This is a genomic window from Methanobacterium aggregans (assembly GCF_017874455.1).
GTDB classification, from domain to species: Archaea; Methanobacteriota; Methanobacteria; order Methanobacteriales; family Methanobacteriaceae; genus Methanobacterium_C; species Methanobacterium_C aggregans.
The window spans coordinates 33,077-45,232 of the sequence record NZ_JAGGLN010000004.1; the positions used below are offsets into that span (position 1 = coordinate 33,077).

12 protein-coding genes are annotated in these 12,156 nt (G+C 38.4%); 8 read left to right on the forward strand and 4 right to left on the reverse strand.

Translation table 11 applies throughout. The annotated features are described in order from the left end of the window. Nucleotides 1-33 precede the first annotated feature (33 nt). On the reverse strand, nt 34-1,155 hold the full coding sequence (locus J2756_RS06895; protein WP_209584000.1) for a sensor histidine kinase: 1,122 nt from the start codon (nt 1,153-1,155) through the stop codon (nt 34-36). Further along, a complete protein-coding gene (gene ercA, locus J2756_RS06900; RefSeq protein WP_209584003.1) occupies nt 1,145-2,296 on the reverse strand; it encodes an alcohol dehydrogenase-like regulatory protein ErcA in 1,152 nt (383 codons plus the stop codon). The genes J2756_RS06895 and ercA overlap by 11 nt, the downstream gene beginning before the upstream one ends. Nucleotides 2,297-2,607: 311 nt before the next feature. Between ercA and J2756_RS06905 the strand changes: the two genes are divergently transcribed. The 5 genes from J2756_RS06905 (at nt 2,608) to J2756_RS06925 (ending at nt 7,069) form a co-directional block, all read left to right on the forward strand. Beyond that, the gene (locus J2756_RS06905; RefSeq protein ID WP_209584005.1) at nt 2,608-3,060 is read left to right on the forward strand and encodes an HIT family protein; all 453 of its coding nucleotides are present in this window, start codon (nt 2,608-2,610) and stop codon (nt 3,058-3,060) included. A gap of 95 nt (nt 3,061-3,155) precedes the next feature. After that, nucleotides 3,156-4,154: a M24 family metallopeptidase gene (locus J2756_RS06910; RefSeq protein ID WP_245315975.1), complete on the forward strand. Its 999-nt coding sequence runs from the start codon at nt 3,156-3,158 to the stop codon at nt 4,152-4,154. A gap of 165 nt (nt 4,155-4,319) precedes the next feature. Continuing rightward, complete coding sequence (locus J2756_RS06915; RefSeq protein ID WP_209584007.1) at nt 4,320-5,252, forward strand: type II secretion system F family protein; 933 nt, start codon at nt 4,320-4,322, stop codon at nt 5,250-5,252. A 37-nt stretch (nt 5,253-5,289) separates the two neighbouring features. Beyond that, nucleotides 5,290-5,481 (forward strand): class III signal peptide-containing protein, encoded by a 192-nt coding sequence (locus J2756_RS06920; RefSeq protein WP_209584009.1) that lies wholly within the window; start codon nt 5,290-5,292, stop codon nt 5,479-5,481. Between the two features lie 181 nt (nt 5,482-5,662). Beyond that, entirely contained in the window at nt 5,663-7,069 is a 1,407-nt protein-coding gene (locus tag J2756_RS06925; protein ID WP_209584011.1) for a lactaldehyde dehydrogenase, read from the forward strand. 171 nt (nt 7,070-7,240) lie between these two features. Here the strand turns inward: J2756_RS06925 and J2756_RS06930 are convergent, their stop codons facing one another. Both J2756_RS06930 and J2756_RS06935 read right to left on the reverse strand, forming a co-directional pair. Beyond that, complete coding sequence (locus tag J2756_RS06930) at nt 7,241-8,728, reverse strand: MBL fold metallo-hydrolase (RefSeq protein WP_209584014.1); 1,488 nt, start codon at nt 8,726-8,728, stop codon at nt 7,241-7,243. 353 nt (nt 8,729-9,081) lie between these two features. Beyond that, nucleotides 9,082-9,804: a tRNA-binding protein gene (locus tag J2756_RS06935; protein ID WP_209584016.1), complete on the reverse strand. Its 723-nt coding sequence runs from the start codon at nt 9,802-9,804 to the stop codon at nt 9,082-9,084. 612 nt (nt 9,805-10,416) lie between these two features. On the opposite strand from J2756_RS06935, the gene J2756_RS06940 reads away from it, so the two are divergent. The 3 genes from J2756_RS06940 to J2756_RS06950 all read left to right on the forward strand — a co-directional run bounded on the left by J2756_RS06940 (nt 10,417) and on the right by J2756_RS06950 (nt 11,972). Further along, nucleotides 10,417-10,599: a hypothetical protein gene (locus tag J2756_RS06940; protein WP_209584018.1), complete on the forward strand. Its 183-nt coding sequence runs from the start codon at nt 10,417-10,419 to the stop codon at nt 10,597-10,599. A gap of 264 nt (nt 10,600-10,863) precedes the next feature. Beyond that, entirely contained in the window at nt 10,864-11,196 is a 333-nt protein-coding gene (locus J2756_RS06945; RefSeq protein ID WP_209584020.1) for a PRC-barrel domain-containing protein, read from the forward strand. Nucleotides 11,197-11,207: 11 nt separating this feature from the next. Then, nucleotides 11,208-11,972 (forward strand): aspartate dehydrogenase, encoded by a 765-nt coding sequence (locus J2756_RS06950; RefSeq protein WP_209584023.1) that lies wholly within the window; start codon nt 11,208-11,210, stop codon nt 11,970-11,972. Nucleotides 11,973-12,156 lie beyond the last annotated feature (184 nt).

Here is a 12,156-nt window from a genome sequence, read left to right on the forward strand (position 1 = left end):
TGACCCAAAAAAAAATATTATAAAAAAAAACTTTTATATCCTTCTTTTGTACCTTAGTTCCTCAAAAGATATCCGGAATTTAGTTCCTTCCTGAGGCATGAGTTCTATTGTACCTTCAAGCTGTTTTACAAGGGTGGCTACAAGTTGTAATCCCAATGTTTTAGTTCCAACAATGCTGAAATCATCTGGAACTCCAACACCATCATCTGAAATTTCAAGAAGGATAGTTTTATCTTCAGCCCAGAGTTTAATGGTTATTTCCCCAACCCTATCCTCTGGAAAGGCGTACTTGATTGAGTTAGTCACTATTTCGTTGATTATGAGTCCGCAAGGTATTGCTGTGTCTATTCCAAATGTGACGTCCTCCACATCCACAACCAGTTTTACACTCTCTGAATCCACAACGTAGGACTGGAATAGGTAGGTTGTCAGGTTCTTGATGTACTCACCAAAATTTATCTTGGTGAAATTTCTGGACATGTAAAGCTTTTCATGTATCATTGCCATGGATTTCACACGGTTCTGACTTTCCTTAAACACTTCCAGGGCATCTTCATCGGTCACATATCTTGATTGAAGGCTTAGAAGGCTTGAAATTATTTGCATGTTGTTTTTAACACGATGATGAATTTCCTGAAGCAGAACATTCTTTTCATCAAGGGATGCCCTTATCTGATCCTCAGATTCCTTACGTTCGGTTATGTCACGGGCAACCATGACCATATAAAGAGCATCACTAAAGTTAACAACTGTAACACTTATTTCAAAGGGTATTTCCCTGCCCGAAACATTTTTAAGATGTGTAACTATGTTTTGCCTGCCCTTAGATGTACCACCTTCAACCATATCCTTAAACAATTGTTTAAGACGATTTTTGTCAGTTGAAACAACCAGATCTTCCATCGACATATTCAGAAGCTGTTTTGCTGAGTATCCAAGATGTTTGGAAACAGCCTTGTTGAGATCTGCAAAACGTCCTGAGGGAATTTCAAGGAGAAAAATAGCATCGTTAGTCTCATCCAATAATGATCTGAACCTTTCAAGCTCATCAAGTCTTTTTTGAAGTTCAGGATAGTAACTCTTTCTTATGGACGATTCTCCAAGGCCTATGATCTTCTCACGCAAAGATCTCCATTCAGCATCATTAAAGGGCATTTTTAAAGATCTCCATAATTTCTTCCTTATCTGGCCTTCTAGGGTTTGTAACAATACATGGGTCCAACATGGCTACGTCTGCAAGCCCATCCAGGTCATTTTCGGAAACACCACAATCTTTAAGGGTTTTATTAATACCTACCCCTTTTTTAAGGATTTTTATTCCTTTTATCAACTCTGATTTTACTTCTTGGCCATTCATCTCAAGTCCCATTGCCCTGGCGATTTCTGCGTACCTTTCTGGTTCTTCCTGAAAGTTGAATTCCACAACGTGTTCCATTAGGATCGCATTGCATTCTCCATGGGAAAGATCCATTAAACCCCCTAAACTATGGGCCATTGCATGTGCAAGTCCTAAACTTGCATTTGAAAAAGCCATACCAGCATGAAGGCTTGCCAGCATGAGATTTCCCCTTAAATTGATATCTTCAGGATCTGCAATTACAGGAATGATGTTGGATGTTACAAGGCGAACAGCTTCGAGAGCATGGAGATCAGTCACAGCAGAACTTGCATTGGATACGTATGATTCCAATGCATGACTCAAAGTATCAAAAGCTGTGTAAACTGTCATATCCCTTGGCATGGTTGTTGTGACAACGGGATCAATTAACGCAACATCAGGAACAAGTGTTTTACTTATTATACCCATTTTAATGCACCTTATCGGATCAGATATTATTGAGAACTGGGAAACATCAGCTGAACTGCCTGCCGTTGTTGGGATGCAGATGAGGGGAGGTGCAGGTAATCCAACCTTATCAACACCTTCAAATTCAGTTATGTGCTTTTTGTTGGAGCTTACAATTCCTATACCCTTTGCACAGTCCATTGGACTTCCCCCACCAACTGCAATGATCACATCACATTCTTCCTCTTGGTATATTCCAGCCCCTTCCATAACATCTTCAACCCTGGGATTGGGATTTACATTGGAATAAACCCTGTACTGAAGTCCTCCATCCTTCAGGGCATGTGTAACATCATCCAACCATCCTGAGGCCATAACACCGGGATCCGTGACAATGAAAACCCTTCTGGCACTGAAATTTCTTGCATAACGTCCTGCCAGTAATCTGGCCCCATTACCAAAAATAAATTCTGGTGCAAGGAATTTTCGAAGTTCAAATCCAGTTACCATACCGCCCTAAACCCCCCCATTGAATCCATCCTTTTTTTCACCAGTCAAATGAAGTTTCATGAAACTGATGTCTGGTTATAGGTTATTAACATGCCAGTATAAAATTTTTTTCAGATTAAATTTATTTAATTATGATAATCAAAATCACAAATATAAATAGGACCATGGGATTGATCTAGAGAATTTTTTGCATATGATCTATGAATTCTACATAAAATAAGGAAAGATAAGTTTTAAAATCTTGAATGCATAAAATGTAGAACCAAGATTAAATGCACAGCTCTTAATAAAATAGATAAAGAGGGAGTTTAATGACAAGTAAATGCGAATATTGCCAGTTAAATGGAGGGTACGGTGAATTAATCTATGAAACAGACTGCTGGATGATATTTCTCGCTCCAAGCCAGCGGTACCTTGGAACATGTGTCGTGGCTTTAAAACGAAACTGCAAAAACTTATCTGAACTTGAAAGCTGTGAATGGACAGACTTCGCAGATACAGTCCGGAAACTGGAACATTCCTTGGATGAAGCCTTTAATCCAACACTTTACAACTGGAGCTGCTTTAAAAATGCAACCTTCAGGAGTGAAAAACCTGATCCTGCAGTTCACTGGCATTTCATACCTCGTTACAGGGGAAAAATTGAATTTGCAGGGGTTTCATTTGAAGATCCTGACTTTGGTTACATACCTCAGCCCATAGAAAAAAAGGTTTCAAAGGAGGTTATGGTAAAAATCAGGGCAGAACTCTCAAAAAATCTCTAAGGCCACTGATGAACATGCCAAAAATTAGGAAAAAATTAAAACCCAGTGGGATATCAACTTAATTAATTTAAAAACATGCTAAATGGAGATTAATATTGAGCAAAAAACTATCAGGAATACTCGGCAAGATGCAGGAAAAAAATATGGATTCATTGATAGCTTTAAAACCTGAAAACATACATTACATAACAGGTTTTAATCCCTCAAGCTTTTCTTTACTTCTATTGAAAGATGAACCCGTACTTTTTACCTCTAAATTAGATATTGAAGCTGCATCCCATATTTCCACAGTTCCAGTTGAAGAACTGAAATCTTTAAAGGATATAAAAGAACTTTTAAAGGGAAAAGTTGGAATAGAAAGTTCAATGACTGTTAAAACCTACAGAAAGTTATCAAACAATTTCAAAGCAGATATAACGGATTTAATAGAAGTATCAAGAATGGTTAAATCCCTGGATGAAATTCAGAATGTTAAAAAAGCACTTGAAATTGCTGAAAAGTCCTTTGAAGACGTGGAATTTTCAGGAACTGAAAATGAAGTTGCTGCAAAGTTAGAGTACAACATGATGGTCAGGGGATCAAATAAACCTTCCTTCGAGACCATAGTTGCATCCGGTAAAAGATCCAGCCTTCCACATGCCTCGCTAACAACAAAAGAAATTGAAAGCCCCGTTGTTGTTGACTGGGGGGCGGTTTACAATGGTTACGCATCTGACACCACACGTACCATTATAGAAACAGAAAAACAGGAAGAAATATTTCGTATAGTACTTGAAGCAAACAAAAAGGCCGTTTCTGCAATAAAACCCGGTGTGAAAACTTCAGATGTTGATAAAGCTGCAAGAGATGTTATAGAAGAGTATGGTTACGGGGATGCCTACATCCACTCAACAGGCCATGGTGTGGGACTTGAAATTCATGAAATGCCATCATTATCTCAAAAAGATGACACAACACTTGAAAAGGGCATGATTGTAACAGTTGAACCTGGAATTTATCTTGAAGGAAAATTTGGAGTTCGTGTTGAGGACATGGTCCATGTGACAAATAGGGGTAAAGTTCTGAACAAATTAAGTCATGAATTAACCTTCTAAACTTTTTTTAAAGGTTGATTAATCCATGAATTTAAACCATACAAATTTTTAAGAATGCATAACAAGGATGGTTGAAGTGGATCAGAGAATTCATGGAGTAGATATATTAATATATGGAAGTGTTGATATACTAAAATAATTGAATATTATTAAAAAGGTGAAAAAATGGCAATTATACCCACTGCATTGTCACCATTATCCCAAGGTATAGATGATCTGGTGCCTGATAAATACTTGGTTTTAGTACAGGAAAATCTCATAAGGGCAGGCATTTATGTTAAGGCATCCGATATTATAACTCTCATGCTTGTTTTTGGTGTTGGTTTAGCAGCACTTGCACTTGTTTTATTCATGGTACTTGGAATGAATCCAGTACTAGGTGCTTTACTAGGTTTCATAGCCCCTTTTGCCATAATTTTGGCATGGCTGTTCTTTGCAATGGAGCGAAGAGTCGATGCAATAGAACAAACCACACCAGACTTTCTGAGGCAAATTGCATCACTTCTAAGGGCAGGTGTTGGTATTGAAACTGCAATGGAGGATATCTCAAAACAGGGAAGCGGACCATTAACAGAAGAACTGAGAAGGGCTGTCATTGAAATAAAGATAGGCAGCAGCTTCGAAGAAGCACTTCTTTCAATGGGGGCACGCTTAAAATCCAAAAATCTTGACAGAACATTCAGAATGATACTTGAGGGAAAAAGGGTTGGAGGAAGCCTTTCTGATGTTATTGAAACTGTTGCAGAGGATTTAAGGGCTGTACTTGCATTGAAACGTGAACGAAAAGCCAACGTTATGATGTCAGTGATGTTCCTTTTAATAGCCGCAGTAATAGCCGCCCCATTCGCACTTGGAATGATAATGACCTACTCCTCATTTATTGCATCACTGGGTAAAGCAAATGCCCTGGCAGATGCTGCTTATACAGCTGCAACTGGATACATCATTATACACTCAATAATAGCCAGCCTGTTAATGGGAATCGTTTTGTATGGAAATGCCAAGAAGGGAGTTAAATTTGCGTTGGGCGTGGTACCTGTTTCATATGGAATATTTTACCTATCAGGAACCGTAGCCATGTCTTTATTTGCAATGTAATATTATTATGCGGCAGAGATTAATGAGGGTGTTGGAAATGAATATGAGAAAAGATGAAAATGGGCAGGGTTCAGCAGAACTCATTCTCGTTGTTGGTGGAATGATTGTTATAGCAATTGCTGCTGCAGTTTTCTACAAGAACTACCTCATAGGACTTGGAGATGACATCAACAACACCGATGTGAAAGCTGTTACAAATAAGATACAGGCGTTAAAAAACGACTTCTAAATTTTTTTTTGTATTGTACAATGTTTTTATTGACAATGAAGTGGAAGCCTAATCTTCAGCCCACCCAATGAAAGATAACCAGAATAATTTGGGAGTTTAAGGGCAGTTCTTTTTACTGGGAGTGTGTGAACCTTTATTTATCTTCTAATTTTATATCCTTAGTTTATAGGAGTTAAAGAGCATGAAAATGTTTATAAACGGAAATTTAATGGATAAAGATGAAAAGATAGACGTTAAAAATCCTTTTAATAATAAAACAATAGACACCGTTCCTGAAGCTACAAAAGAAGATGTTAGAAATGCTCTGGAATCTGCAGCGAGAGCAAAAAAAATTCTTGGAGATATGTCAGCCCGTAAGATCTCGAGGATACTCTACGACATATACGAAGTTGTTCTGGAGTCCCAGGAGGAGTTTTCCAGGATCATAACCCTTGAAACGGGTAAACCCCTAAAGGATTCCCGGGATGAAATGAAACGTTCAGCTCAAACATTACAGCTGGCAGCTGAAGAATCTAAAAGGATATATGGAGAAACAGTTCCCATGGATGCGGGTATAGGTGGCAGAACTGCCCTTGGATTTACAATGAAAATACCACTAGGTGTTGTGGCTGCAATAACTCCCTTCAACTATCCTATTAACCTTGCAGTTCATAAAATAGCTCCTGCACTTGCAGCAAAAAATAGTGTGGTTTTCAAACCTTCAAAGGAAGCACCCCTTGCAGCATTAAAACTTGCAGAGCTCATGGGCAGTCACCTTCCAGATGGTGCTTTAAACGCAGTTACAGGCCCTGGAAGTGTTGTTGGGGACGAACTTGTAACAAACCCCATTGTTAACAAAATATCCTTCACAGGGAGTGTTGAAACAGGATTATCAATAGCAAGTAAGGTCAGTATGAAGAAGTTGACCCTTGAACTTGGTGGAAACGACCCCATTATAGTTCTAGATGATGCAGACCTTGAAAAAGCAGCAGTTTCTACAGCCAAAGGAGCCTACCTCAATGCAGGTCAGGTCTGCATAGGAGTGAAACGCATAATTCTCCAGAAGGGAATTGCAGATGAATTCACTGATCTGCTCATCAGCGAAACCCGGAAACTTAAGATGGGTGATCCCATGGACTCTGAAACAGACATCGGCCCATTGATAAACGAGGAAGCAGCCCGAAAGGTTGAAAGGACAGTTGAAGAGGCTGTGAAAAATGGGGCTCAACTTCTCCACGGTGGCAGAAGGGAGGGTGCATTCTACACCCCCACAGTGCTGGACCTCGTTGATCCTGATATGAGACTGGTGTGCCAGGAAACCTTCGGACCTGTAGCGCCCATAATCAGGGCAGAAACCGTTGATGAAGCCTTCACTATTGCCAATAACACACCTTACGGACTTCAAGCAGGCGTTTTCACAAACAGCATGGAAAGCGCACTTAAAGCTGCGAGAACCATAGAAGCTGGAGGAGTTATGATAAACAAGCAACCAACCTTCAGAACTGATAACATGCCATTTGGAGGCTTTAAAATGAGTGGAATGGGGAAAGAAGGAGTTAAATATGCTGTTGAAGATATGACCCGTACCAAGCTCGTGGTGTTTGGTTGAACTTATGAATTTTTAAACACCAAAATCTTTTCTTCAACACTTATTGAAATTGATTGGATTTTTTTAATCAAAATGCAGAGGGGATCAAATAGGGATAATATCAACAGATAATTTATTTTATATTTATTTTATAAAAAAAATAGGCAATAAAATAAGTGAAGATAATATAATCTAACCTGCTCTTTCAGGATAAACAACCTTTATTCCATCATTTTCAAGCACCTTGAACATCTCTTTGTGCTCGGTGTGAATGGGATACAGGGTTTCTGGCTCTATTTCCCTGATCATATCAAGGAGCTCTGGACCTGAGGCATGGCCTGAAACATGCATCTTGTGCATTGGACAGAGGTTGAAGTGCTGCAGCCAGTTTTTAACCCTTCTTTCACTGAACATCATCTCATCATCAAAGGGTTCTGTCATGGATTTTATGTAAAGCCCATTTTCCGGTTTTATGTCAATTAACTCCTTGAGTTCGAAGTAATCACATCTGAAGAGGTATTTCTCTGGTTCACCCCTGATGTCCATGTAGTTCACGGTGTTCTCCCAGTCCAGAAAATCTCTTTCCCATTTCTTGTACTGGGAGTTCACGTAAGAAGGTTCTATCTCTGAGGATTGGATCCACTGACCATTGAAGCATGCAAAAGAATCCTCACCCAACAATCCCCAGGCCCTGCGGGGTACGTAAACTGCCACATCTTCTATTTCAGGATATCCTCTACCTTTGAATAGGTTGAGCATGTAGGCCTGCTTCAGGTTCACAACAAGGATCCTGCCTGCAGCTTTAGCAACGTTGTGAAATGTTAAAAGCCTGTCAAGGTCCCGTACAGGGAAGTTAACAATTACAGGGCCTTTAAAGTCCCTTATTAACTCTTTGGCCTTGTGTTCTATGTCCTTCTCTGTTTCAGTTCTCTCCTCAGCCATTCGGGTTCCCTCGCATAGCATGACATTTGGATTTGATTTTTTAGCTTCTTTAACAAACTTTTGAGTAATTTCTGGATGTCTGCCGTGAAATCTGAGGTCTCCACTGTAAACTGTCACTTCTTCGTCTGATTCAAGTATGTAAGCTGCTGCACCTGGAAGTGAATGGTCAACTGGTGCACTTCTGATCCTGAAATCACCTATTTCAAAGGTTTTGTAGGGTTCAAACGTTTTTATCTCCCTTTCAAGGGATGCATCCTTCCCCCCGAGCTTCTTGTAACCTTCACCATTTTTCTTGGGAACGAAGTGGAAGTCCTTCTTCACTTGGAGTATGTCTGCAAATGAAACTGTGCTTGTTTCCTCTAAAACCTTCAGTATCAAATGGGATTCCTCGCTCATGTAAAGGGGAATATCCTCCCGGAGGTGGTGTATGTAGGCAGAGTGATCCATATGGGCATGGCTCAGGAGAAGTCCGTCAACTGCAGGTTCCTCTGAACATTCCATTCCACAGTGCTTAAGATAATCCTCCCTGTATATTCCCTTTATTTCAGGTAGAAGTCCCAGTTCCATGAAATCATTAATTCCGTTGGCTTTTCTGGGCTGTAAAAACTCTGAAAAGTACAACCCTGCCTGGTTGAAGCTCATTCCAAAGTCCAGGAGGATGGATGTTTGAGCTTCGTGGATCAAAATCTTGTTACCACCGATCTCATCAACTCCACCGTAAAAATCTATTCCAACCATGTTTTTTCCACCATTTTTTATAATTTTTTACACAGAAACTTGTTAAATTTGTTAGAAAAATCTTATGTTACAAAAATTTATTTTAAGATATGAATGTATTTTAGGATATAAATGATAGTTTTTATTAATTTATCTTTTTTTAGTGATTTTAAGGGTGTTGATCTTGATGTTTGGTTAGCTATTTTATCCTAAAAAATCCCTTTTCTATTAAAATTTTACTACTAAAATTTTATTCATATTAAGGAAAGGCCTATTAAAACCCTGTTAAAAAATAAGCACTTAAAAAAGCATGGAATTGTTAAAAAAATGTTTTAAAATTTAAAAAAAGGTTTGGGATGTACTTTAGAAGGTTCTCACTTTAAAAATTCTTCAACAAGACTTCTGGTTGTATTAAGGGCATCCAATGGAAATCCATGTGGAAGCTGGCCGATTTCACCTTCAACATCCTTAAGGACGGATCCGCCCATGCCAAGGAACATTCCCTCGCTTGTGACTCCCATAAAGTTTGTTGGAGGCAAAAGTGAAACCCCTACATTGTTACCCTCTTTAACGGTCATATCATTGGTTACAACTGTTGCAGCCCGATCTCCAATATTTACATTGCAAACAAGGAGGTTATCTGCATTAGGATGTTTTCCAATACTTACAACTTCACCTTTCCTTATGTCAATTCCCACGATAGGGTCATCTACCGCCCCGAGTAAAAGTCGTTTGTCTATACTTGAAATTGTGTTTAAGCAGAATTTAATCTTTGATATGGCTTCTCCAAGCTTTTCCTTCTCTTCTTTGTGCACTAGCTTTAAAAACTCTGTTTGCCATCCTTCACCACCCAGGGCTTGGGTTATTTCGCTTACTTTCTCCTTCAAATCTTTTATCTGTGAAGATTTGGCCATATCTTCAGGTTCCATGTAAGAATAGTAAAGAGTCTGTATTTCAGGGATCATCTCCCTTGCAGTATTCATGGATTTCCTCTTATTCCATATACCCTTTAAATTTGCCCCTCCAGCTGTTCTTATGAATAAATCTACTGCTTTTTCCGCAACTCGAAGTCTGTAATCTTTACTTGTATCCCACATTCAATCACCATCAATGAATTTCTTTCATTATAATTTATTCATTAAACCATCATTAAGTTTTTTTTGTATCTTATTTTTTATTTTATTATCTTATTTTGTTTTATCTATCTTCTTATAGAATTAAAATCAAGATTAAAATCATTTCCAATCAAATCATTAATTTTAAGGTAAATTAAACATTATTCTACAATTTTATTCCTTTTAAAAGAGTTTCAGTTAATAATTGTATTTTATAAGGGATTGTACTTTTAAATGGATTGTACTTTTAAAATGGAATTTTAAAAAATTGAATTTTAAAATTAATAGTAGTTTCTCAAAGGATTTAAAATTGTCCATGAATTTGGAAGGTGTGGACCTAAATTTTCAACTTATTCCATGAAGATCATCCCAAGCATCAATTTATAATTAAAATCCAAGAGCCCCTAAAATCATGAAAAAAATGTTAAGTTGATTTTTCAGTTGGAGTATCTCCGGGTTCAATGGTTTTCCGTGTTTTAAGTAACAAACAGAACTAATAGATCATGAATAATGAATTGAATCTATTAAGATATTTAAAGGCTGGATTCTAAAGTTAGATTATCAACTCACTATTCACTTGTATAGGGCGTATGAATGAAAAACCTGGAAATTGTTGATGGAGAAGAATTTGAGGTTGTATCCTGCAGCCCCAGATGTTACAAATGCAAATTCAAGCAGAAAATTGTTGTTCCAGAGCTTAAAAGGGTAAGTTTATCCTGCAGGCATCCCAAGGGCCCTGGAAATCCTGTGCACTGCATATACTTCAGACATTTATGATCCAGGATCCTGCACCCTGCTTTTATTTGGGAGATTCACAACGTTACAACCCCCATCACATTATACCTCAGATTCTTTTTAGTTTTTCCATGTTTTTTTCCATGTTTTCATTCAAAAATAGGTATTCTTAACCCCTCGATAGTAAAGTTTAAGTATACAGATGTTTTAAATTATTATTCAATAGATATATTGATTGAATTTGGATTAACTTTGAAGAAAGACCTTCTTTAATGGAAGACCAAAGCAAAGGGTAGGTGTTAAATAATGGTGGAGTTATCAAGCCTGTACAATTTGGATGTGTACACAACACGTGGAAATTACGTCGGAAGAATCCAGGATGTTATCCTGAACATAAAAAAAGGCAGGGTTTCAACCTTAAAAGCCGTGGCCATGAAAGCTGACAAAAAGAATGTTGGTCTTAAAGACGTTATAAAAACCAGCATACGCATAGTCCCAGAAGACGATGAAATCCGACCTCTCAAGGAAGAAGGAACAATAGATATATCATACGATAGGGTTCAGGCAGTTGGTGACATTCTCCTAATCAGTCCTGAAGTACGTGAAACACCAACAGCCATAACTCAAGAGGAACCATAAGGAAGAGTTTCATGAGGGTTGGGATACTTGGCTGCGGCGCCATAGCTAACATAATCACTAATTTTGCAGTTGAAGGAAAGCTTGGCGTTGACCTGAAATTTTTTTATGACAGAGACCTGGAACGGGCTGAAAACCTGGCATCACAGGTTGATGGAACTGTTGCCCTTAAACTGGAGGACATGCTGGACAATGTCGACCTTGTTATAGAGGCTGCAGCCCCACAGGCAGTTGGAGAAGTGGTTCCCCAGGTACTTGAAGCTGGGGTTGACGTCATCATCATGAGTGTTGGTGCCCTTTTAAACAACGAGCTTCGGAAAAGGCTTGAGAAAACTGCATCAGAGAATAATGCAAAGATATACGCACCATCTGGAGCCATTGTAGGACTTGATGGTATCAAAGCAGCTTCAATAGGTAAGATACAGAGTGCCTCACTTGTAACGCGTAAACCTCCAAAATCCCTTGGAATTGTAACAGATGAGGAACAGGTTCTCTACGAGGGAAAAGCTGGAGAGGCTGTTCAAAAGTTTCCAATGAACATAAACGTGGCTGCATCTTTAAGCCTGGCCTGTGGAAGGGAAGTGGATGTTAAAATCATAGCAGACCCCTCAGTTAACAGGAACATGCATGAAGTTCATGTGGTTGGAGACTTCGGAGAGTTCACAACAATAACAAAAAATATGCGATGCTCAATGAACCCTAAAACAAGTGTTCTTGCAGCCTACTCTGCAATCAAACTTCTTAAAAGTTTGAATGAAAACATACGTGTGGGCACCTGATTTTAGAGATTCCCATTAATATACTTCTGCGTTAATCTTAATCTGATTATTTTATGATACCTATTTTTCTTTTAATTTCAGATCTTGCAGAAAATTATGGATAATTTTTTCATTTAATTTTTAATGGATGCAAATTTAATTAGAGGGTTACTACAACTTTTATATAATCACAAGTTTGAATGAG